Genomic DNA, 21,992 nt, shown 5'->3' with positions numbered 1-21,992 from the left:
ATGAGCAAAGTTGAGAATATGATTCCGTCAGAAACAAATCCAGACTGGTGGCGCGGAGCCGTCATCTATCAAATATACCCGCGTAGTTTTCAAGACAGTACCGGCGACGGCATTGGAGATTTGCCCGGCATTGCCAATAGGTTAGACTATATTTCTAACCTCGGGGTCGATGCTATCTGGATCTCGCCGTTTTTCACCTCACCGATGAAGGATTTCGGATATGATGTGAGCGATTATTGCGATGTCGATGCGATGTTTGGCACGTTGAGCGATTTTGATGCGCTGGTCTCCAAGGCGCATTCTCTTGGTTTAAAAGTCATGATTGACCTTGTCCTTTCGCATACATCAGACCAGCACGATTGGTTCAAGGAAAGTCGGCAATCTACTGATAACCCAAAAGAAAACTGGTACGTTTGGGCCGACCCTAAGCCGGATGGAACACCTCCAAACAACTGGTTATCAATCTTCGGCGGACCTGCTTGGACGTGGGACGCGCGGCGTTGCCAGTATTATTTGCACAACTTTTTAACCAGCCAGCCTGACCTCAATTTCCATGAACCTGCGGTTCAGGAAGCCTTGTTGGATGTGGCGCGGTTTTGGCTTAAGCGCGGGGTAGACGGGTTTCGCCTTGATACCATCAATTTCTATTTTGCAGACAAAGAGTTACGCGATAATCCTGCGTTACCAAAAGAAGCGCGGAACGATTCAATTGCGCCTTCGGTGAACCCTTATAATCATCAAGAGCATATCTACTCCAAAAATCAGCCGGAAAACATTGATTTCCTTCGTAAATTTCGCGCGGTGATGGAGCCATACGGGGCCGCAGCAGTCGGCGAAGTTGGCGATGCGCAGCGTGGTCTTGAAATCATGGGGCAATATACGGCAGGCGACGACTTGATGCAAATGTGCTATGCCTTTGAATTCCTTTCACAAACTCCGCTGACTGCGACACGGGTTGCCGAGGTTTTGAATGAGGTCGAACGGGTCGCTTCGGATGGATGGGCATGCTGGGCCTTCTCCAATCATGATGTCGCACGCCATGCCAGTCGCTGGAACTTGTCGGAAGGGGCGAAACGCCTGTTTCCCATTCTTATCAATAGTTTGCGGGGATCGGTTTGCCTGTATCAAGGCGAAGAATTGGGTTTGGAAGAGGCAGACGTTGCCTTTGAAGACTTGCAAGATCCCTATGGAATCCAATTTTGGCCAGAATTTAAAGGGCGCGATGGATGTCGTACCCCCATGGTTTGGGAGCCATCGAATGCAAATGCGGGATTTAGTACGCACAAGCCGTGGCTACCGGTTCCTGCAGAGCATCTTCATTTGAACGCCTCCGCCCAAGCGCTTGATCCAGCATCACTTTTCAATCACTACAAGTCCGTTTTGGCCTTCCGCTCTAAGCTTTCCGCTTTGAAAGTTGGAACGCTTACCGATCTCGAAGCGAACGGTGACATTTTGACATTCAAAAGGTCTAGCAACGATATGGAAATCTTGTGTTATTTCAATATGGGCCAGGGTGCACACAAGATCGTTGCCCCCTCAACGGACTGGCAATTTATCGGGCAGGAAATCGGCCTCGCGCAGGATGTAAATCTCGCGCCATGGCAAGGTGCAATCTTGCGCCGCACGCACACATAGGAGGGGATAATGGCAGATCTCAAATTAACGAACATTGTCAAATCCTACGGCAATACGAATGTCCTCAAGGACATCAACCTGACCATTAAAACCGGTGAGTTAATTGTGTTTGTTGGCCCGTCGGGATGCGGAAAATCAACGCTTTTACGCATGGTTGCGGGGCTTGAGCGCATAACATCGGGGTCACTCGAAATCGACGGAACTGTCGTGAATGATGTGCCGCCAGCGGAACGTGGGATTGCCATGGTGTTTCAATCCTATGCGCTTTATCCGCATATGACGGTGCGCGATAACATGGCTTTTGCCCTCGGAATTGCCAAGATGCCAAAAGCGGAAATTAACATCGCCGTAAATAGGGCCGCCGAGAAGCTCCAGCTGACGGACTATTTGGATCGGTTGCCAAAAGCACTCTCTGGCGGGCAGCGGCAACGGGTGGCGATTGGACGGGCGATTGTGCGCGATCCAAAGGTATATTTGTTTGACGAGCCGCTCTCAAACCTTGATGCGGCCCTGCGGGTGGCGACACGGATTGAGATCGCCCAACTCAAGGAGGCGATGCCCGATAGCACGATGATTTATGTGACCCATGATCAGGTGGAAGCTATGACATTGGCGACGCGGATTGTGGTTTTGGCCAACAAGGGCATTTCGCAAGTTGGTACGCCACTTGAGTTGTATGAGCGGCCCGAGAACGAATTCGTGGCGCAGTTTATCGGCTCGCCCGCGATGAATTTGATTGCGGGCGAAATTGTCGGGACGGGGGCGCAGACCACGATTGCCTTGAGTGATGACACACGGGCGGTGTCCAATGTGCCAACACGTCCTGAAGATATGGGTAAGAAGGTTAATGTAGGGGTGCGTCCGGAGGACCTTGTGCCAGCGGAGGACATTCCAGTTTATAAGGGGTCGGTTGCCATCACTGAAGCGCTTGGCGAGGTCACATTGCTGTATTTCCATAAGGATGGCCGTGACGAGACCTTCGTCGCGAAATTGCCCGGAATTCAGCAGGTTTCAAAAGGGGCAGTCGTCGCATTAACCGCACCGCCCGAGAAAATTCATGTCTTCCACGAGGGGCGTTCGTTGCTTTATCGGGACTAGGGCGTCTTGTGTTACCGTAGTCGCTGTGGAAACCTCGGTTTTTTTCCGTGGAGATTCCCAATGACCACCACCAAAAACGAATTGATTGCCGCTCTGCGCCGTGACGAAACTTGCCTTGGATTGTGGGTCGGTTCCGCGAGTGCAACCGTGGCAGAGATCGCGGCGCAGGCTGGGTTTGATTGGGTGGTTCTAGACGGGGAACACGGCCCAAATGACATAACATCCTTGCGAGACCAATTGCGGGTTCTTCAGGGGCATGTTCCCGTCGCCGTGCGAGTTGTCACTGGCGCGGATTGGATGATCAAACAGGTTCTTGATCTGGGGTTTCAGACGGTTTTGGTGCCAATGGTGGAAACCGGCGCCCAAGCGCAGGAGTTGGCGCAAGCTATGCGCTATGCGCCGCAGGGGCGGAGGGGCGTTGGCGCCATGGTGGCCCGTGTGAGTGGCTATGGCGCGGATACGACCTATATGGCGAATGCGAACCAGGAGGTTGCGTTGATGGTGCAGGTTGAATCCGCCCGTGCGATTGAGAATATCGATGCGATTGCGAATACAGAAGGCGTTGATGCCGTATTTATTGGCCCCGCTGATTTGGCGACGGATATGGGACATGTCGGGGGATATGGCCCTGAGGCGATGCACCCAGACGTTATGGCGGCAATGACCCACGCCGCCGCGCGCATTCGGGCCGCGGGCAAGCCCGTTGGGATTTTCGCAGGGAACACGGACCAAATTGCCCCTTTCGCCGCTCTTGGTGCGCGCTTTATCGCGGTCGGAAGCGACGTGATTTTGATGCGCGAAGCCTTTGCAAGTCGGGCGGCGTTGGCCCGCGCGTCCCTTGGGAAATAGACCATCGACACGAAACCGCGCTTTAGGGGTTTCTAAATGTCCGGTTCCATGCGATATGGCCTCGTCAAACGAAGCATCCAAGGAGAATCCCCATGGAAATTCGCGAGGCTCTTACCTTCGACGATGTCCTACTTGTTCCGGCCGCCTCATCGGTGTTGCCGTCTACCGCTGATACCTCAACGTTTGTGACGAAATCTATTCGTCTTAACATCCCGTTGCTGAGCTCTGCGATGGATACGGTCACCGAGGATCGCATGGCGATTGCGATGGCCCAGGCCGGCGGGATGGGTGTTATCCACCGCAATCTTGATGTTGAGGAGCAAGCGCGCCAAGTGCGCCGTGTAAAACGCTTCGAGAGCGGCATTGTTTTCAATCCCATCACCCTGCGCGCCGAGCAAACGCTGGCCGATGCCAAGGCGCTCATGGAACGCTACAGGATTTCTGGATTTCCGGTTGTGGACGGTTCCGGACGGGTTGTTGGCATTGTGACCAATCGCGATATGCGGTTTGCAACTGACGATAAAACGCCTGTTTCGGCAATGATGACGGGTACGGATCTAGCCATCTTGCGTGAACCTGCTGACCTCGCAGAGGCGCGTTCCTTGATGCAGGCCCGCCGGATCGAAAAACTCCTTGTGACGGATAGCGACGGTAAATTGACCGGTTTGCTGACCCTCAAAGACTCCGAGCAAGCCGTTTTGAACCCAGACGCCACCAAAGACGATCTTGGACGGCTGCGGGTTGCTGCGGCGACAACAACGGGCGACGCAGGATTTGAACGCACGATGGCGCTGATTGATGCTGGAGTGGATATTGTGGTGATCGACACGGCCCACGGCCACTCTGAGGGTGTTGCGCGCGCTGTTGAGCGTGCGCGGGCCGTTTCAAACGACATTCAGATCATTGCGGGCAACGTGGCCACAGCCGAGGCAACGAGGGCCTTGATCGGAGCAGGGGCGAATGCCGTCAAGGTTGGGATTGGACCCGGTTCGATTTGCACAACGCGCATGGTTGCCGGTGTGGGCGTTCCACAACTTACTGCCGTGATGGATTGTGCGCGCGGGGCGGCCGAAAGTGGTGTGCCTGTGATTGCAGATGGTGGCATCAAATTTTCGGGCGATTTCGCCAAAGCGATCGCCGCAGGCGCAAGCTGTGCCATGGTCGGCAGCATGATCGCAGGAACCGATGAAAGCCCCGGCGAAGTCATTCTCTACCAAGGCCGTAGCTTTAAGTCTTACCGTGGCATGGGCAGCCTAGGCGCTATGGCACGTGGTTCTGCGGATCGGTACTTCCAGAAAGACGCCGCCAGCGACAAACTCGTGCCCGAAGGCATTGAGGGGCAGGTGCCTTACAAAGGAACGGCCAGCAACGTCATCCACCAGTTGGTGGGCGGGCTTCGCGCGGCAATGGGCTACACGGGCAATGCGACAGTGGAAGAAATGCGCCGCAATTGTTCCTTCGTAAAAATCACGGGGGCAGGCCTCAAAGAGAGCCATGTGCATGATGTACAAATCACCCGCGAAAGCCCGAATTACCGCATCGGATAAAGAGAAGGGCGTTTATGCGCCCTTCAAAATACGCGCCCATAGGGCCGCCTGAAAGGATACCAAAATGACACCTGGTGCACGCGTCGCTTCTGCGATTGAGATTTTGGATGCCGTTTTGGCGGGGGACCCTGCGGAAAAACAACTGACGACTTGGGCGCGCTCAAATCGCTATGCGGGGTCCAAGGATCGCGTGGCGGTGCGCGACCTTGTGTTTGAAGCCTTGCGTTGCAAACAGTCGTTTTCCGTCTGGGGCGGGGAGCAAACGGGCCGCGCAATTCTAACGGGGCTATTTCGTGCGCAAGGCCTTGATCCGCAGGATGTATTTACTGGCGAAGGTTACGCGCCCAAACCCCTCTCCGAGGAGGAATTGGCCGAAGGTCACGCGCCACAGGATCACGATGCACTCGACGTTCCCGAATGGCTCGCGCCTCAATTGCAAGCGGATTTAGGCGAAGACTTCGCACCTGTCCTGACGCTGCTTCAATCCCGCGCCCCTGTGTTTTTGCGGGTGAATTTGCAAGCGACCACACGCGACGCAGCGATTGCGGCTTTGGCCGCTGAAGAGATCGTGGCAAAGGCGCACGACTTGTCCCCCTCTGCCTTGCTGGTGACGAAAAATCCACGTCGTGTACAGAATTCCAAGGTTTTCGCAGAGGGCTATGTTGAACTTCAAGACGCGGCTTCGCAATTCGTCACAGACCAAATTCCCCTCAAAAACGGCGCACGTATATTGGACTATTGTGCTGGGGGCGGTGGAAAATCCCTCGCCCTTGCGGCGCGGATGCCCAAGGGCGCGGTCTCCCTCTTTGCCCATGATATCTCCCATCTTCGTATGCGCGATGTCCCCGTTCGGGCTGAGCGCGCAGGGGTTGAGGTCACGGTTCTGGAAACTGTCGAGGTTGCGCAAAACGCCCCCTACGACGTTGTCGTGTGCGACGTGCCCTGCTCGGGGTCTGGCGCGTGGCGGCGTGCGCCAGAGGGCAAATGGGCACTCACGCAGGAACGCCTTGATGAATTGACGAGTATTCAAGCGGAAATCCTTGCTAAAACAAAAGAGTACGTTGCTAAAAGCGGTGTCCTCGCGTTTTTGACATGCTCTCTGTTACGCGCCGAGAATGAGGCCCAGGTCGAGGCGTTTTTGGTGGCGAATTCCGATTGGAGATGTATGTCCCAAGAGCGGTTGACCCCCTTGGCTGGCGGAGATGGGTTCTTTGTTGCTATCTTGAAAAGGGCCTGAACGGGGCGCAATTTCGCAATAACGCAATTTTTTTGTGGTGATTGTTCACAAATTTGTATGGGGCAGCCATTTATTAATGCAAGCTTAACCAATCGTGCTTGATGCTGCATCAAGTCGAATCGAATTTGGGAGTTCCTTGTGTCAGAGAATGCGCTGTCGCCCGCCACAGCACAAAAATCGGCGTCCCTTCTGTCGATGCGAATGGTTCCGATTCTTATTGGATCTGGTGTGCTCGTAGTGTTGGGGTTTGTTGTTCCTGCACCTAAACTCGGGATCGCCTTTCTTGCTGCGGGTTTGACACTGGCATTTATGGCGTTGCTGCTGCATGCGAATACAATGCGCTCCGCACGCCGGCGCGCCAGAAGCGTAAAAGCCGTGGCGAAAGTTGTCCGCAACGAACCCTCGCCAAGCTTTCTTACTGGCCCAGACGGGGAGATTGAGTATCAAAATATAGCGGCGAATGAACGGTTTAGCTTCTGTACAGGCAGATCCCTCGCAAGCTGTTTTGGCGATCTGTTTGCAAACCCATCGTCGGTCGTCTTTCGCCTGCAAAATAAAGCGCTCGCCCTTGGCTCAGCGCGCGATGATATCGTGACGCGACGCGGGCATGTCCGTATTTCCGTACATCTATCTGGGTCGGATTTCTATGTGTGGCGCTTGGACGAACTCGCTGACCAATCTGGCTCGAGAGGCGGCGCCGAAGGTATGAGTTTACCCATGCTAACGGCGAGCAGGTCAGGAACCGTATTATTTATGAACGAATCCTTTCGCCGACTGGTGGGGGAGCGTGTGAAAACTCTGGATCGAATTTTCAATTCTTTGCCAGTTCGAAGCGGTATGGAAAACGAAATTACCACCCGAGAGGGCCCAATGCGGGCTGTTGTTGCGGAGCTTGAAAGCACCGGAGGTCGTAGAGAGATTTATATCTTGCCGCGTAACCAATCGAATGACCTCGTGACAGGAGATTGGCCGTTTTTCGACGATATCCCTGTTCCCTTGATGAAAATTACGTCCGATGGCTTGGTTGTGGCGGCGAATAAAAAGTCGCGAGACTTATTGGCAAGTGACATTCCTGAGCGCACCCCTCTTTCTGATCTTATGGAAGGTTTGGGGCGTTCAATCGTCGATTGGTTGTCGGAAGCCGCACAGGGGCGGGGAATGAACAATACGGAGTTTCTAAAAGCCAGAAATCCCGACAAAGAGGTTTTTCTTCAAGTGACATTAAGTCGTGTGATTCAAGACGGTGTTCCCCTTCTTGTGGCAGTTCTCAATGATGCGACGGAACTCAAAACACTTGAGGCACAGTTTGTGCAAAGTCAAAAGATGCAGGCGATTGGACAGCTCGCAGGCGGAGTAGCACATGATTTCAACAATCTCCTCACCGCGATTTCAGGGCACTGCGACCTGTTGCTACTGCGACATGACCAAGGAGATTCCGATTTCGCTGATCTGGTTCAAATCAACCAGAATGCCAATCGAGCAGCATCGTTGGTTGGGCAGCTTTTGGCATTTTCGCGCAAACAAAATCTAAGTCCAGAGACGATCGATCTGAGTGACACGCTTTCTGACCTTGCGCATCTTTTAAACCGCCTTGTAGGAGAGAAGGTCGTTTTATCTGTAACACATGATCCAGATCTTCAAACAATTCGTGCGGACAAAAGACAGCTTGAGCAGGTGCTTATGAACCTTGTTGTAAACGCGCGAGACGCGATGCCTGATGGTGGTGAAATTCGTGTTGAGACGCAAAGTCGCACGCTACGCGTCCCCCTTGAGAGAGATCGGGCCGTTGTTCCACCAGGAGATTATGTCATCGTTCGTGTTAGCGATGAAGGGGTCGGAATACCCGCCGATAGGTTGCCTAAAATTTTTGAACCCTTCTTCACAACGAAACGAACTGGAGAAGGGACGGGGCTTGGGCTTTCCACAGCCTACGGGATTGTGAAACAGTCGGGTGGGTTTATTTTTGTAGATAGCGTGGTTGGAAGCGGAACCTCGTTCACACTCTACTTCCCAGCATTTGACGGTCCCGTCGAGCAGCCAGTTGCCCCAATAATAAGGGATCAAAGCTATGTATCCAAAACGGGTGAAGGCGTTGTGCTCCTTGTTGAGGACGAAGCCCCCGTTCGAGCGTTTGCCTCAAGGGCGTTGCGTCTTCGAGGCTACACTGTGCTCGAAGCTGAAGATGCGGAATCGGCTCTGAAAACCTTGGAGGACAAAGAATTAACTGTTGATATCTTTGTGACCGATGTGATTATGCCTGGTATGGACGGTCCGAGTTGGGTGAAAATTGCGCTAAAAGACCGCCCAGGTGTTAAAGTCGTTTTTGTTTCAGGGTATGCTGAGGAGGATTTTTCCGACAATCAACGGCAAATACCCAATTCAGTGTTCCTTCCCAAACCTTTTTCGCTAAACGATTTGACGTCGACGGTTCAAAATCAACTCATTTAACGCCTTGCAACCTCCCAAACAGCAAACTCTTCTGCTCGCTTTCTTCGTAGCCTCTCCTCCATTTCGGAGGAGAGTACCGCACTGCCTTCTGGAGATTGATTCGTACGCGCGAGCGAGATACTGATGTTTAGACGGGCTTCAAGGAATTCAATTAGTTTGTCCAATTGCTCATATTGGAATAGATGCGTCACACCAATCGGCCCGTTATGGCGGGAAACAAAAATGGCCTGCGATCCAACGTTCGAATGGGCTGGTTTTCTATTTTTCAAGTAGCCTTCGACAAAGGTGTCAAAACTAATTCCGGCGGAACTATTGGGGCTACCGGCTAAATCTGGGCGGCTACGGTACCGATACCAACTCCCAAGCCAGTCAATCGGATTGCGAACAACCGCGACGGTTTCAATCTCTACATCAAAATTTTCAAGTATAAACGGCTTGATATAGGTATTAAATCGGACGAGTGGCATGTGTTTGAACATCGGCGGGTTGGTGATTCTCATATCCGCAATTGGCCCTAACGCCACTTCTATCGCAGAAGTTCCCGTCTTGGGGACTGCCAAGAAAACAAGTTTTTGTTTCCAGAAAACAAGCATTTAGACCCATCCTTTTCTCTCATTCTTTCTCGTAAACTACTCCTTAAGAAATTAAATAAATAGTGGTTTCAGTAAATTTGTATTGAAATGTTCTCACTTTGATCTCATAAGAGAACAAGAGGCGAACATTGTTGATGATTGCTGCCCGTGACGGGGTGTGAAATAAGGGACTGGAAAACATGGCAACGGCAGAGCTTTCAAAAATGAGCGATAAAAAATCTCAAGACAAGCAAAAGGCGCTGGATGCAGCGCTCGCGCAAATCGAGCGTCAATTTGGCAAGGGCGCAATTATGAAATTAGGCGCTGGGGCAATTGCAGAAATCGAGGCGTCTTCTACAGGATCCCTTGGTCTGGATATTGCCCTTGGCATTGGCGGTTTGCCAATGGGGCGGATCATTGAAATTTACGGTCCAGAGAGTTCCGGGAAGACGACACTGACGTTGCATTGCGTGGCGGAACGGCAAAAAACCGGAGGGGTCTGTGCTTTTGTCGATGCAGAGCATGCACTTGATCCAGTCTATGCAAAGCGTTTGGGGGTCGATATTGATGAGTTGCTGATATCTCAACCTGATACCGGTGAACAAGCCCTTGAAATTGTTGACACTCTGGTGCGTTCTGGCGCGGTTAGTATGGTCGTAGTAGATTCCGTTGCCGCGTTAACACCAAAATCCGAGCTTGAAGGCGACATGGGGGATAGTTCGGTTGGTGTTCAAGCCCGCCTCATGAGTCAAGCGATGCGAAAATTAACGGGATCGATTTCGCGCAGCAATTGCATGGTCATTTTCATTAATCAGATCCGTATGAAAATCGGCGTTATGTTTGGCAGCCCTGAGACGACTTCAGGCGGTAACGCGCTTAAATTCTATAGCTCAGTGCGTTTGGATATTCGCCGGACTGGGTCCGTGAAAGACCGCGATGAAATTGTTGGCAATTCGACCCGCGTGAAAGTCGTGAAGAACAAGGTGGCACCGCCCTTTAAGCAAGTTGAGTTTGATATCATGTTTGGTGAGGGGATTTCCAAGACAGGTGAGTTGCTAGATCTTGGTGTCGCAGCGGGTGTCGTCGACAAGTCTGGCTCATGGTTTAGCTACGGCGACGAGCGTGTCGGTCAAGGCCGCGAAAACGCCAAGGCATTCCTTGCCGATAATCCTGTGATTGCCCTTGAAATCGAAGATAAAATTCGAGCGGCTCACGGTTTGGATTTCGGTGAAAAGAAGACCAATGACAGTGAAGATATTCTCGAAGCCTAAATCGTCTAAAAATTGAAGTAAAAGGCCCGCTGAACGTTCAGTGGGCCTTTCTTCGTATGGACAGGGCGCGGGTGCACAGTTAAACCAAGGAAACCATGAAAAATCTGTCTGAAAGAGCGTGCCATGCCGAGCTTAAATGATATCCGATCCACTTATCTCGATTATTTCAAGGGCAACGGTCACGCGGTTGTTGACAGCTCGTCCTTGGTTCCGCGCAATGATCCCACGCTTATGTTTACAAATGCGGGTATGGTTCAATTTAAGAATGTGTTCACAGGCGTTGAAAAACGCGACTACTCCCGCGCCACCTCGAGCCAAAAATGTGTGCGCGCTGGCGGCAAACATAATGACCTCGACAATGTTGGTTATACTGCGCGCCATCACACGTTTTTTGAAATGCTCGGGAACTTTAGTTTCGGCGATTATTTCAAGGAAGAAGCCATTCCCTTCGCGTGGGATTTACTGACCAAAGAGTTCGGGATCGACAAGGATAAACTCCTCGTTACGGTTTATCACACCGATGATGAGGCCGCGAATATTTGGAAGAAATATGCGGGCCTGTCGGATGATCGCATTATCCGCATCCCGACGGACGATAACTTTTGGTCGATGGGCGCCACAGGCCCTTGTGGACCGTGTACGGAAATTTTCTACGATCACGGCGATCACATTTGGGGTGGCCCTCCCGGTTCACCAGAAGAAGACGGCGATCGTTTTATTGAAATTTGGAACATCGTTTTCATGCAGTTCGAGCAGCAAGAAAACGGCGACCGTTTGAACTTGCCCAAGCCGTCTATTGATACGGGCATGGGGCTTGAACGAATTGCGGCCTTGCTACAGGGCAGCCATGATAATTACGACACCGACTTGTTCAAAACGCTTATCGAAGCGTCGGCAAGTGTAACGGGGCAGGCGCCTTATGGTGACAAAAACGTGCACCACCGCGTCATTGCTGACCACCTTCGCTCGACGTCATTTTTGATTGCAGAGGGTGTTATGCCAAGCAACGAAGGGCGCGGGTATGTGTTACGTCGCATCATGCGTCGCGCCATGCGGCATGCGCATCTTCTGGGGGCTAAAGATCCAGTTATGCACCAGCTCGTTCCCGCTTTGGTGAGCCAAATGGGCGGTGCGTATCCTGAGTTGTCGCAAGGCCAAGCGATGATCCAAGAGACCTTGAAGCTTGAGGAACAACGGTTCCGGCAAACGCTTGATCGGGGCCTGAAGCTCTTGGACAATGAGATTTCAGGGCTTGCAGAAGGGGAAGACCTTTCCGGTGAATCCGCCTTTAAATTGTATGATACCTATGGATTTCCGCTCGATCTGACGCAGGATGCTTTGCGGGAAAAAGGCCGCTCGGTTGCCATCGAGGGCTTTGAAAAAGCCATGGAGAACCAGAAAACAATGGCCCGCGCCGCTTGGTCGGGGTCGGGCGAAACCGCAGACGCTGCGATTTGGTTCGAACTTGCGGACGCCCATGGCAGCACCGAGTTCTTGGGCTATGAAACTGAGGTCGCTGAGGGGCAAATACTCGCGATCGTTTCTGAAGGAGCCGCACAAAATGCGGCATCCAAAGGGTCCAAAGTTCAGGTTGTCGTGAACCAAACACCGTTTTACGCGGAAAGTGGTGGCCAAATTGGCGATACGGGGCTTTTGAAAACGGGCACTGGCGCGGCCAAGATCACCGACACACGTAAAATTGGCAGCTTGTTTGTTCATTCCGCAAACGTTTCTGAGGGCGAGATTTCCACAGGGCAGGGCGCGGAACTTCAGGTTGACCACGCGCGCCGTGCGTCTATTCGGGCCAATCACTCCGCGACACACCTGCTGCACGAAGCCCTTCGCGCTCGTCTTGGTGACCATGTGGCGCAGCGTGGATCGTTGAATGCAGATGATCGTTTGCGGTTTGATTTCAGCCACGGCAAAGCGCTTGAGGCCGAAGATCTTGAACAGGTGAGTGCCGAGGTAAATGCCTTTATCCGTCAAAACACGCCTGTGGACACACGGATTATGACGCCAGATGATGCGCGCGCCCTTGGCGCCCAGGCGCTGTTTGGCGAGAAATATGGCGATGAGGTCCGCGTTGTTTCGATGGGCGTTGCCGCAGGGTCCAAAAAGGGACTGTCGGGAAATACCTATTCTCTGGAGCTTTGTGGCGGGACACATGTGAAGCGTACGGGCGATATCGGTGCGTTTATCTTGCTGTCTGACGGGGCGTCTTCGTCGGGTGTGCGTCGGATTGAAGCTCTTACGGGCGAGGGTGCGTTGGCCCATATTCGCGAGCAAACTCAGCATCTTGGTGCTCTGACGGGGATGCTCAAGGCGCAACCAGCACAGGTCCCTGACCGTGTGAAAGCTTTGATGGATGAGCGCAAATCCTTGCAAAACGAAGTGGCACAATTGCGTCGTGAGTTGGCGATGGCAGGTGCGGGCGAGGCCGCAGAAGCGCGGGACGTTAACGGCGTTGCTTTTCTTGCGCAGGTTCTGTCGGGCGTCAGCGGCAAAGACCTGCCCGATTTGGTTGCGCAGTACAAAGTGCAGATTGGATCGGGTGTGGTTTTGTTGATCGCGGATGTGGATGGCAAAGCGGCGGTCGCCGCGGGCGTTACCGATGATTTGACAGACAAGATTTCCGCCGTGAATTTGGTACAGGCTGCCGTGGCGCATCTCGGCGGTAAGGGGGGCGGTGGTCGCCCCGCGATGGCACAGGGCGGCGGCAGCGATGTTTCGCAGTCGGACGCAGCAATTAAAGCGGCAGAAGCCGTAATTGGAGGATAATATGGGTGCTCTTTGGATCGCACATGTGAAGGTAACGGATGACGTTGCTTACGGGAAATATGCGGCTCTTGCAGGACCTGCGATTGCGGACCACGGCGGGCATTTTATTGCGCGCGGCGGCGCTTATGAGCAGCTTGAGGGCAATGATCGCTCGCGCAATGTAGTGGCGAAATTTCCAAGTCTGCAGGCCGCGCATGATTGCTATCATTCCGCAGCTTATCAAGAAGCGCTGAGCCATGCACGCAATGCAAGCGAGCGCGATTTGGTGATCGTAGAAACCACCGAGTAACCTAAAAACGCAAAAGCCGCGCATTAAGCGCGGCTCATGTGAAATTATTACGCGCGCAAACAGATGTTTGCGCGCGTTTTTGTTTGGCTTAATTCGTGCGCGCGTGACGCTTGCGCTCGTGGGGGTCAAGGTGGCGTTTGCGCATACGGACGGAGCTAGGTGTAACTTCAACCAGTTCGTCGTTGTCGATATAGGCAATCGCTTCTTCCAAAGACATGCGCACAGGCGTGGTCAAACGCACCGCTTCGTCGGTTCCGCTGGCACGAACGTTTGAAAGTTTTTTCCCTTTGAGCGGGTTCACTTCCAGATCGTTTTCACGGGTGTGCTCGCCGATAATCATACCGACATAGACTTCTTCCTGAGAGCCGATGAAGAATTTTCCGCGATCTTCGAGGTTGTAAAGCGCGTAGGGAACAGACGATCCGTTTTCCATCGAAATCAACACACCAGCACGACGACCTGGGATGGCGCCTTTGTGCGGTGCCCAGCTGTGGAACACGCGGTTCATAACGCCAGTACCACGAGTATCCGTGAGGAATTCGCCGTGGTAACCGATCAGGCCACGCGCAGGAACAAGCGCAATAATGCGTGTTTTCCCGTTTGTTTGGCGCATGTCGGTCATTTCACCCTTACGCACGCCCGTGATTTTTTCAATCACAGCACCGGAGTATTCGTCGTCCACGTCGATTGTGACTTCTTCGATGGGCTCATTACGAACGCCGTCGATGTCATTGAACAAAACCTGTGGGCGCGAGATTGAAAGCTCAAAGCCTTCGCGACGCATGTTCTCGATGAGGACACCCATTTGCAATTCGCCACGACCGGCGACTTCGAAAGCGTCGCCGCCCGGAGTGTCGGTTACTTTAATCGCAACATTGCTTTCGGCTTCTTTCATCAGACGGTCGCGAATGACGCGGGACTGAACTTTTTTACCATCGCGACCAGCAAGCGGGCTGTCGTTGATGCCAAAGGTTACAGTGATCGTTGGGGGATCAATCGGCTGGGCAGGGATCGCAACCGTAACGGACGCATCACACAATGTATCGGCCACGGTGGCTTTGCTCATGCCTGCGATGGAAACGATGTCGCCTGCGACAGCTTCGTCGATGGGCTGTTGGCCAAGGCCACGGAACGCAAGGATCTTGGTTGCGCGGAATTGTTCGATTTTTGTGCCATCGCCGGAAAGCGCAACAATTGCGTCGCCGGTTTTAAGCGTACCTGTTTCCACGCGGCCCGTAAGAATACGGCCAAGGAAAGGGTCGGCACCCAAGGTTGTTGCCAGCATCGAGAAGGCGAGGCCTGCATTGGCTTGTTGTGCGGGAGCTTCGACATGCTCAACGATTTTGTCGAACAGAGCGGAAAGGTCTTTGCGCGGACCGTCGAGGGATTTGTCACACCAGCCGGCACGGCCAGAGGCATACAAATGCGGGAAATCGAGTTGCGCGTCGGTCGCATCAAGCGAGCCAAACAGGTCGAAAACTTCGTCAAGGGCGCGGTCAGGTTCGCCATCGGGTTTGTCGACTTTGTTGACAACAACAATTGGCTTAAGGCCCAGAGCGAGCGCTTTGGAGAGGACGAATTTCGTTTGTGGCATAGGGCCTTCAGCCGCATCCACAAGCAAAACAACGCCGTCAACCATCGACAGAATGCGCTCAACTTCGCCGCCGAAATCGGCGTGGCCGGGGGTGTCAACGATGTTGATCCGTGTGCCGCGCCATTCAACAGAGGTTGCTTTGGCAAGGATGGTGATCCCGCGTTCGCGCTCAAGGTCGTTGGAATCCATCGCGCGTTCAGACGTCGCTTGGTTTTCGCGGTAAGTACCGGATTGTTTTAGAAGCTCGTCCACCAAAGTGGTCTTGCCGTGGTCAACGTGTGCGATAATCGCGATATTGCGAAGTTCCATTGGAGCCTGCCTTTAAAGATGAGTTGCGCGCGACGTAACCCGCCTTGCGTCAAAAGGCCACCCCTAAAGCGAAAGGTGGCAAAATACGCGGCGGATTATTGCGAAATAATGATGTGGAACGAGTACCCCCGCCGAAGCGGGGGCGCAAGTGCAATAAAGCTGGAAGCCTAAAGGGCGGCTTGCAGGTTCGCGTCAACTTTCTCAAGGAAGCCCATTGTTGTGAGCCAGCTTTGGTTTGGTCCGACAAGCAGGGCGAGATCTTTGGTCATGTGGCCGCTTTCAACGGTGTCTATGACCACTTTCTCAAGCGTTTCCGCGAAGGCCACCAGCTGTGCATTGTCATCGAGCTTGGCGCGGTGTTTCAAACCACCCGTCCATGCGTAAATCGACGCGATGGAATTGGTCGAGGTTGCTTCGCCCTTTTCGTGCTGACGGAAGTGACGCGTCACTGTGCCGTGGGCCGCTTCTGCTTCGACGATTTTGCCATCAGGCGTCATTAACTTGCTAGCCATTAGGCCGAGCGAGCCAAAGCCTTGCGCCACGGTGTCGGACTGCACGTCGCCGTCATAATTCTTACAAGCCCAAACAAAACCGCCGTTCCATTTCATCGCACAGGCGACCATGTCGTCGATCAAACGGTGCTCGTAGTAAATGCCTGCTTTTTTGAAATCCGCTTCGAATTCTTCCTCATAGACCTGTTGGAATAGGTCGAGGAAGCGCCCGTCATAGGCCTTGAGGATGGTGTTTTTCGTCGAGAGATACACGGGCCAACCCAGTTGCAGACCATAGTTGAGCGATGCGCGGGCGAAATCTATGATTGAGGAGTCAAGATTGTACATGCCCATGGCCACACCCGCGGCAGGCGCGTCATAAACGTCGCGTTCAATAACAGTGCCGTCGTCGCCGACGAATTTCATCGTCAGTTTACCTTTGCCCGGAAAGCGGAAATCGGTGGCTTTGTACTGATCGCCAAATGCGTGACGGCCAATGACGATGGGCTTTGTCCAGCCGGGAACAAGGCGCGGCACGTTTTTGCAAATGATCGGTTGGCGAAACACAACGCCACCCAGAATGTTGCGGATCGTGCCGTTGGGGGAGCGCCACATTTCCTTCAGGCCAAATTCCTCAACCCGCGCTTCGTCGGGGGTGATGGTCGCGCATTTGACGCCAACGCCATATTTCTTGATCGCTTCGGCAGAGTCGATCGTGATTTGGTCATTGGTGTCGTCCCGCGACATGATGCCCAAATCATAATATTTGAGATCAATATCGAGGTAGGGCAGGATCAACTTGTCTTTGATGAATTGCCAAATTATGCGGGTCATTTCGTCGCCGTCGAGTTCGACAACGGGATTTTCCACCTTGATTTTGGTCATGGGAGGCCTCTTGGTTAGGTGAGTCGGATTTGTGCCGCTTGTAGCTCAAATTTGGGGAAAGTCAAAGTGTGTATACTATTGTATACATATTTCAAAAACAAACGGCGACCCTAGCTTTGAAAACCATTAAGTCGCTATACTAGTCTTGAGTGACGAAGAAGTGTTCAACGCGGGCGCGGATATAAGTCCAAACCGTCGGCGCGCCGCGCGCGACTTTTGTGCCAACGCGTGCGTCGATTTGATCCAAAGTGACGTTATATTCGCGCCATGAACCGCCACCGGATGCCATATTCAGCGCCAGCGGCTGCACACGGTCGATGGATTTCCCAAAGATTGCGTCGGGTGTTTCGGCGGCTTCAAATTCATCCCACAACGCACGGAATTCAAGCGCCTGAGCGACGGGTAAAAGGGCAAAAATTCGATCTGCGGCCAACTTCTCCTTGGCCTCTTGCTCGGCGGCATCAAAATCACCGTGAATGGGGGTATCGCCCGCATCAATCTCGACCAGATCATGCAGAAGTAGCATTTTGACGACACGATTAATGTTCACGTCAGGGGCCGCATGCTCTGCAAGGACCATAGCATAAAGGGCGACGTGCCAACTGTGTTCACCAGAATTCTCAGGTCGGGAATCGTCGTGGATCGGTGTCGCACGCAGGATATTTTTCAGGCGATCGGCTTCTTCGAGAAAAGCGAACTGTTGGGCGAGAGACGAGGTATGCTTCATCAGGAACTAGGCCTTTTTGCCTCTTTGGCAAAATTCGAAAGGGTTTCAGTCAAAAACGCACGCCCACGCCGTTCCGCAAGGCGGATGCGGATCGACGTTAGGAAGGTTTCTTCAAGCGTCGCTGAGCTTTCACTCAGAACTTTCGCCACTTCCCTATAGTATTCGTTTTGACCCATCCTGTCGCCCGCATCAAGTGCGTCACGGGCGAGTTCGTCTGCGAGATCATCAAGAACACCCATGATTAACGGGTGTTCTCAGTTAAACGACGGCGTACATATGTGTCCACATGGCCGATCATCGTGTCCATATGTGGCTCTTCAAAGAAGTGGCCGGACCCTTCAAGTTCGGTATGGGTAATTGTGATGCCTTTTTGCTCGTGTAATTTGTCCACAAGCGCGCGTGTATCCGCAGGCGGTGCGACGCGGTCGGCGGTGCCGTTGATAATCAGGCCAGACGCGGGGCAGGGTGCAAGAAAGCTGAAGTCATACATATTCGCGGGGGGCGACGCGGAAATGAATCCGGTGATCTCAGGGCGACGCATCAAAAGCTGCATGCCAATCCACGCACCAAAGCTAAAGCCAGCAACCCAGCAATGTTTGGCGTTCGGGTTCATTGATTGTAAATAATCCAACGCACTCGCGGCATCCGACAACTCGCCGATCCCTTGATCATACTCGCCTTGGCTGCGGCCCACGCCGCGAAAATTGAACCGCAACACGGTAAAGCCCATTTTATAAAAGGCGTAGTGCATGTTGTAGACAACTTTGTTGTTCATCGTGCCGCCAAACTGCGGATGCGGATGCAAAATGATTGCAATCGGCGCGTCCTTTGGTCTTTGCGGGTGGTAACGGCCTTCGAGGCGGCCTTCGGGGCCGGGAAAAATTACTTCGGGCATGAGGGGTCCCTGTCTCTTTCTATTGCGTTTGATCTAAATTGCTCTGGCAATCTTGACGGAAAGCCTCAGGTAATTTAGAACAATTCTAACTATGGGGTCGATAGCGACCAAACGATCTTGTCTGACCTAAGGTGCGTACTGCCTTTCGTCAATGAAATACCGATTTTTGAGGCCAATCCGAGGTGAAGATATCGGAAACTGTTTGAAAAAGGGCGCTGTAACCCGAATTACGGCTAGGAGAGACCAATGAAATTGAGCACAAAAGGGCGTTACGCCATGGTTGCCCTCACGGACTTGGCGTTGCAACCTGAAGGGAAGCCGACGTCACTGGGCGAGATTTCGCGTCGCCAAGACATTTCCCTCCCTTATTTGGAGCAGCTTTTCGTGCGTTTGCGCCGCGCGGAGCTTGTGGTTTCGGTGCGCGGTCCTGGGGGCGGGTATCGTTTGGCGCGCAGTGCTGACGCCATTCGCGTGTCCGAGATTTTTGGTGCGGTGGATGAAACGGTATCTGCGATGCATAAAGGGGCGGGAGCCAGTGGTGGCGCGTCTGGTAGTCGTGCGCAAAGCCTGACCAACCGGCTGTGGGAAGGTTTGAGCGCCAACGTCTATGTGTTTTTACACCAAACACGTCTTTCTGATGTGATTGAGAATGGGGTGATCCCCTGTCCGGCGGTTCCGAACCTTCTTGAAGTCGTTGACGACGAGTAGGCGAGAAAATGCGGCACCTCAGAGTATATTTGGATTGGAATGCAACCGCGCCCCTCAGGCAAGAGGCGCGTGACGCGATGATTGCGGCGATGGATGTGGTCGGAAATCCGTCGAGCGTGCACTCAGAAGGGCGCGTGGCCAAGGCATTGGTCGAGCGCGCCCGCGCACAGGTGGCGGACCTCGCAGGCTGTGATCCGCAGGATATTGCCTTCACAAGTTCGGCGACCGAAGCCGCTCAAATGTGGTTTGCGGGAAAATCAGACCTAACGGGCGCTGAAATTGAACACGATGCGGTGATTGCACAAATTGAAGCGTGCGCGGGTTCTGAAATTATTCCTGTGGACCCCGATGGTCAGATTATTTGGGACAAAAACGCGCCGCTGAGTACCTTGCAAGTCGCCAATTCCGAGACAGGTGTTTTGCAATCTGCGGTCAAGCGACGCCCCATCGGGATGGTTGATGCAACACAGGTGATCGGCAAGGTTCCGTTCAACTTTTCAGAGGCTTATGCGCAGGCGGCTATTTGTTCTGGGCATAAGTTCGGAGGGCCGAAGGGGGCCGCGGCTTTGATTCTGGGCAAGGGTGTCGAGATCGAAAACGCGCTTGGGGGTGGCCAAGAAATGGGCCGCCGTTCGGGCACCGAGAATGTGATCGGACTCGCCGGATTTGGGGCGGCTGCACAGGCCGCAAAACGGGATTTGGACGCTGGAATTTGGGCGGAAATTGACAAACTTAGAAACATTCTAGAAAAAGCACTGGCAGAATCTGTGAAAGAGACTATTTTTGTCGGGAATAGGAGCGCGCGGCTTCCGAATACAAGTTGTTTCCTCACACCCGGTTGGAAGGGGGAAACGCAAGTGATGCAGATGGATCTTGCAGGGTTTGCCGTTTCGGCTGGCTCGGCGTGTTCGTCGGGAAAAGTCCGTGCGAGCCGAGTTCTTCGGGCGATGGGATTTAGCGATCAAGAGGCCTCGTGTGCTTTACGCGTTTCCATCGGGCCGAACACAACCGAGGATCAAGTGCTGCGTTTTGCAGAAGCTTGGACCGCAGCATACAAGCGCCACGCGGCGCGCAGATAAGGCCCTTTTGGGTGGAAATTCGCCCTCGGGCATAAGAAGTTAGGAGGTCCATTTTGGATCAGGTTAAAGTCAAAGACGGTGTAGAAGTTGAGACCGTTGACGCGGTAAATTCGCTAGCGGGCACATATAAACACGGCTGGAACACTGAAATTGAGATGGAATACGCTCCTAAAGGCGTGAACCCTGATATTGTGAAGTTGATTTCCAGCAAGAACGATGAGCCGGAATGGATGACCGAATGGCGCCTTAACGCGTTTGCGCGTTGGGAAAACCTGACAGAGCCGAAATGGGCGATGGTAAACTATCACGACATCGACTTCCAAGATATCTACTATTACGCGCGTCCAAAAAGCATGGAAGAAAAGCCAAAGTCCTTGGATGATGTCGATCCTAAGCTTCTGGAAACATACAAGAAGCTTGGTATTCCCTTGAAAGAGCAAGCGCTTCTTGCCGGTGTTGAAGCGCCAGAAGGCGAGCGCAAAGTTGCCGTTGATGCGGTGTTTGACTCGGTGTCCTTGGGCACAACTTTTCAGAAAGACCTTGAAAAAGTCGGTGTAATTTTCTGCTCGATTTCCGAAGCGATCAAAAAATACCCTGATTTGGTAAAGAAGTATTTGGGATCGGTTGTGCCGGTTTCGGACAACTTCTATGCGACGCTTAATAGCGCCGTTTTCTCGGACGGTTCGTTCGTTTACGTGCCTCCCGGCGTGCGCTGCCCGATGGAATTGTCCACATATTTCCGGATTAATGCCGAGAATACCGGCCAGTTTGAGCGCACATTGATTATTGCCGACAAAGGCAGCTATGTGAGCTATTTGGAAGGTTGCACCGCCCCCAAACGCGATGTCGCACAGCTTCACGCGGCCGTCGTTGAAATCATCATCGAAGAAGACGCCGAAGTTAAGTATTCCACGGTCCAAAACTGGTATCCAGGCGATGAAAACGGCGTTGGCGGTATTTACAACTTCGTAACGAAACGTGCGGATTGCCGCGGCGATCGTGCGAAAATTATGTGGACACAGGTTGAAACCGGTTCTGCGGTAACCTGGAAATACCCATCCTGCATTCTGCGCGGCAACGAGAGCCAAGGCGAGTTTTACTCCATCGCGATTGCCAACAACTATCAGCAAGCTGATACGGGCACGAAAATGGTGCACCTCGGGCGCGATACGAAATCACGGATCGTTTCTAAGGGCATTTCTGCAGGTAGGGCACAAAATACTTATCGCGGTCTTGTGTCGATGCACCCCAAGGCGAAAAATAGCCGGAATTTCACCCAATGTGACAGCCTGTTGATTGGCGACAAATGCGGGGCGCACACGGTTCCGTATATTGAAGTCAAAAACAACTCGAGCCGCGTTGAACACGAGGCGACCACCAGCAAAGTTGACGACGATCAACTCTTTTATTGTCGCCAACGGGGCATCGGCGAAGAAGACGCGGTTGCGCTTGTGGTCAATGGCTTCTGTAAAGATGTGCTTCAGGCCCTCCCGATGGAATTTGCGATGGAAGCACAGGCTTTGGTTGCGATCTCGCTTGAAGGCTCGGTTGGATGACCCTCGTATTTCGGCGCCATTCTT

The 21,992-nt window shown here is 53.1% G+C and carries 18 protein-coding genes; 12 read left to right on the top strand and 6 right to left on the bottom strand.

Annotated elements, in window-relative coordinates; translation table 11 throughout:
* From AB9F27_RS12330 to AB9F27_RS12305, 6 genes are all read left to right on the top strand, one after another.
* Nucleotides 1–1,635 carry an alpha-amylase family glycosyl hydrolase gene (locus tag AB9F27_RS12330; RefSeq protein WP_335584462.1) on the top strand — a complete coding sequence of 545 codons (1,635 nt, stop codon included), beginning with the start codon at nt 1–3 and terminating at the stop codon, nt 1,633–1,635.
* Nucleotides 1,636–1,644: 9 nt separating this feature from the next.
* Nucleotides 1,645–2,733 (top strand): sn-glycerol-3-phosphate ABC transporter ATP-binding protein UgpC, encoded by a 1,089-nt coding sequence (locus AB9F27_RS12325; RefSeq protein WP_335584463.1) that lies wholly within the window; start codon nt 1,645–1,647, stop codon nt 2,731–2,733.
* Nucleotides 2,734–2,793: 60 nt separating this feature from the next.
* Nucleotides 2,794–3,582, top strand: coding sequence for an HpcH/HpaI aldolase/citrate lyase family protein (locus AB9F27_RS12320; RefSeq protein ID WP_335584464.1), 789 nt, complete (start codon nt 2,794–2,796; stop codon nt 3,580–3,582).
* Nucleotides 3,583–3,674: 92 nt separating this feature from the next.
* The gene (gene guaB / locus AB9F27_RS12315; protein WP_335584465.1) at nt 3,675–5,129 is read left to right on the top strand and encodes an IMP dehydrogenase; all 1,455 of its coding nucleotides are present in this window, start codon (nt 3,675–3,677) and stop codon (nt 5,127–5,129) included.
* Between the two features lie 64 nt (nt 5,130–5,193).
* The gene (locus AB9F27_RS12310; protein WP_335584466.1) at nt 5,194–6,366 is read left to right on the top strand and encodes an RsmB/NOP family class I SAM-dependent RNA methyltransferase; all 1,173 of its coding nucleotides are present in this window, start codon (nt 5,194–5,196) and stop codon (nt 6,364–6,366) included.
* A gap of 195 nt (nt 6,367–6,561) precedes the next feature.
* Complete coding sequence (locus tag AB9F27_RS12305) at nt 6,562–8,814, top strand: ATP-binding protein (protein ID WP_369757790.1); 2,253 nt, start codon at nt 6,562–6,564, stop codon at nt 8,812–8,814.
* Here the strand turns inward: AB9F27_RS12305 and AB9F27_RS12300 are convergent.
* Nucleotides 8,811–9,407 carry a gamma-glutamyl kinase gene (locus AB9F27_RS12300; protein WP_335584467.1) on the bottom strand — a complete coding sequence of 199 codons (597 nt, stop codon included), beginning with the start codon at nt 9,405–9,407 and terminating at the stop codon, nt 8,811–8,813. The two genes, AB9F27_RS12305 and AB9F27_RS12300, sit on opposite strands and share 4 nt — an antisense overlap.
* A 179-nt stretch (nt 9,408–9,586) precedes the next feature.
* Here AB9F27_RS12300 and recA point away from each other — a divergent pair, with 179 nt between their 5' ends.
* The 3 genes from recA (at nt 9,587) to AB9F27_RS12285 (ending at nt 13,724) form a co-directional block, all read left to right on the top strand.
* Nucleotides 9,587–10,657 (top strand): recombinase RecA, encoded by a 1,071-nt coding sequence (gene recA / locus AB9F27_RS12295; RefSeq protein ID WP_335584468.1) that lies wholly within the window; start codon nt 9,587–9,589, stop codon nt 10,655–10,657.
* Nucleotides 10,658–10,780: 123 nt separating this feature from the next.
* Complete coding sequence (gene alaS / locus AB9F27_RS12290) at nt 10,781–13,435, top strand: alanine--tRNA ligase (RefSeq protein ID WP_335584469.1); 2,655 nt, start codon at nt 10,781–10,783, stop codon at nt 13,433–13,435.
* A 1-nt stretch (nt 13,436) separates the two neighbouring features.
* Nucleotides 13,437–13,724, top strand: a complete 288-nt coding sequence (locus AB9F27_RS12285) for a DUF1330 domain-containing protein (RefSeq protein WP_335584470.1) — start codon at nt 13,437–13,439, stop codon at nt 13,722–13,724.
* 88 nt (nt 13,725–13,812) lie between these two features.
* On the opposite strand, the gene typA is transcribed toward AB9F27_RS12285, so the two are convergent.
* The 5 genes from typA to AB9F27_RS12260 form a co-directional block, all read right to left on the bottom strand.
* The gene (gene typA, locus AB9F27_RS12280; protein ID WP_039000814.1) at nt 13,813–15,627 is read right to left on the bottom strand and encodes a translational GTPase TypA; all 1,815 of its coding nucleotides are present in this window, start codon (nt 15,625–15,627) and stop codon (nt 13,813–13,815) included.
* A gap of 167 nt (nt 15,628–15,794) precedes the next feature.
* Nucleotides 15,795–17,003: an NADP-dependent isocitrate dehydrogenase gene (locus AB9F27_RS12275; protein WP_335584471.1), complete on the bottom strand. Its 1,209-nt coding sequence runs from the start codon at nt 17,001–17,003 to the stop codon at nt 15,795–15,797.
* Between the two features lie 139 nt (nt 17,004–17,142).
* Nucleotides 17,143–17,730 (bottom strand): HD domain-containing protein, encoded by a 588-nt coding sequence (locus AB9F27_RS12270; RefSeq protein WP_335584472.1) that lies wholly within the window; start codon nt 17,728–17,730, stop codon nt 17,143–17,145.
* Nucleotides 17,730–17,969: a hypothetical protein gene (locus tag AB9F27_RS12265; protein WP_335584473.1), complete on the bottom strand. Its 240-nt coding sequence runs from the start codon at nt 17,967–17,969 to the stop codon at nt 17,730–17,732. Before AB9F27_RS12265 ends, AB9F27_RS12270 begins: the two co-directional genes overlap by 1 nt.
* A 2-nt stretch (nt 17,970–17,971) precedes the next feature.
* Nucleotides 17,972–18,625 (bottom strand): alpha/beta hydrolase, encoded by a 654-nt coding sequence (locus tag AB9F27_RS12260; RefSeq protein ID WP_039000809.1) that lies wholly within the window; start codon nt 18,623–18,625, stop codon nt 17,972–17,974.
* Nucleotides 18,626–18,871: 246 nt separating this feature from the next.
* Here AB9F27_RS12260 and AB9F27_RS12255 point away from each other — a divergent pair, with 246 nt between their 5' ends.
* From AB9F27_RS12255 to sufB, 3 genes are read left to right on the top strand one after another with little or no spacing between them, the layout of a single operon-like run.
* A complete protein-coding gene (locus tag AB9F27_RS12255; protein ID WP_039000808.1) occupies nt 18,872–19,333 on the top strand; it encodes an Rrf2 family transcriptional regulator in 462 nt (153 codons plus the stop codon).
* A gap of 8 nt (nt 19,334–19,341) precedes the next feature.
* Complete coding sequence (locus tag AB9F27_RS12250; RefSeq protein WP_335584474.1) at nt 19,342–20,412, top strand: cysteine desulfurase family protein; 1,071 nt, start codon at nt 19,342–19,344, stop codon at nt 20,410–20,412.
* 50 nt (nt 20,413–20,462) lie between these two features.
* Entirely contained in the window at nt 20,463–21,968 is a 1,506-nt protein-coding gene (gene sufB / locus AB9F27_RS12245) for a Fe-S cluster assembly protein SufB (RefSeq protein ID WP_039000806.1), read from the top strand.
* Nucleotides 21,969–21,992 lie beyond the last annotated feature (24 nt).

The organism is Falsihalocynthiibacter sp. CO-5D18, assembly GCF_041205445.1.
Taxonomy (GTDB): Bacteria; Pseudomonadota; Alphaproteobacteria; order Rhodobacterales; family Rhodobacteraceae; genus Falsihalocynthiibacter; species Falsihalocynthiibacter arcticus.
Note: the sequence above shows the minus strand (reverse complement) of the source record. Positions and strands in the feature narration are given on the sequence as shown.

Coding starts and splice junctions, on each gene's coding strand:
- AB9F27_RS12265 (WP_335584473.1), bottom strand. CDS start 17,969: ATGGGTGTTCTTGATGATCTCGCAGACGAACTCGCCCGTGACGCACTT.
- AB9F27_RS12275 (WP_335584471.1), bottom strand. CDS start 17,003: ATGACCAAAATCAAGGTGGAAAATCCCGTTGTCGAACTCGACGGCGAC.
- AB9F27_RS12300 (WP_335584467.1), bottom strand. CDS start 9,407: ATGCTTGTTTTCTGGAAACAAAAACTTGTTTTCTTGGCAGTCCCCAAG.
- AB9F27_RS12270 (WP_335584472.1), bottom strand. CDS start 17,730: ATGAAGCATACCTCGTCTCTCGCCCAACAGTTCGCTTTTCTCGAAGAA.
- guaB (WP_335584465.1), top strand. CDS start 3,675: ATGGAAATTCGCGAGGCTCTTACCTTCGACGATGTCCTACTTGTTCCG.
- alaS (WP_335584469.1), top strand. CDS start 10,781: ATGCCGAGCTTAAATGATATCCGATCCACTTATCTCGATTATTTCAAG.
- AB9F27_RS12260 (WP_039000809.1), bottom strand. CDS start 18,625: ATGCCCGAAGTAATTTTTCCCGGCCCCGAAGGCCGCCTCGAAGGCCGT.
- recA (WP_335584468.1), top strand. CDS start 9,587: ATGGCAACGGCAGAGCTTTCAAAAATGAGCGATAAAAAATCTCAAGAC.
- typA (WP_039000814.1), bottom strand. CDS start 15,627: ATGGAACTTCGCAATATCGCGATTATCGCACACGTTGACCACGGCAAG.
- AB9F27_RS12330 (WP_335584462.1), top strand. CDS start 1: ATGAGCAAAGTTGAGAATATGATTCCGTCAGAAACAAATCCAGACTGG.
- AB9F27_RS12285 (WP_335584470.1), top strand. CDS start 13,437: ATGGGTGCTCTTTGGATCGCACATGTGAAGGTAACGGATGACGTTGCT.
- AB9F27_RS12310 (WP_335584466.1), top strand. CDS start 5,194: ATGACACCTGGTGCACGCGTCGCTTCTGCGATTGAGATTTTGGATGCC.
- AB9F27_RS12325 (WP_335584463.1), top strand. CDS start 1,645: ATGGCAGATCTCAAATTAACGAACATTGTCAAATCCTACGGCAATACG.
- AB9F27_RS12305 (WP_369757790.1), top strand. CDS start 6,562: ATGCGAATGGTTCCGATTCTTATTGGATCTGGTGTGCTCGTAGTGTTG.
- AB9F27_RS12320 (WP_335584464.1), top strand. CDS start 2,794: ATGACCACCACCAAAAACGAATTGATTGCCGCTCTGCGCCGTGACGAA.
- AB9F27_RS12250 (WP_335584474.1), top strand. CDS start 19,342: ATGCGGCACCTCAGAGTATATTTGGATTGGAATGCAACCGCGCCCCTC.
- AB9F27_RS12255 (WP_039000808.1), top strand. CDS start 18,872: ATGAAATTGAGCACAAAAGGGCGTTACGCCATGGTTGCCCTCACGGAC.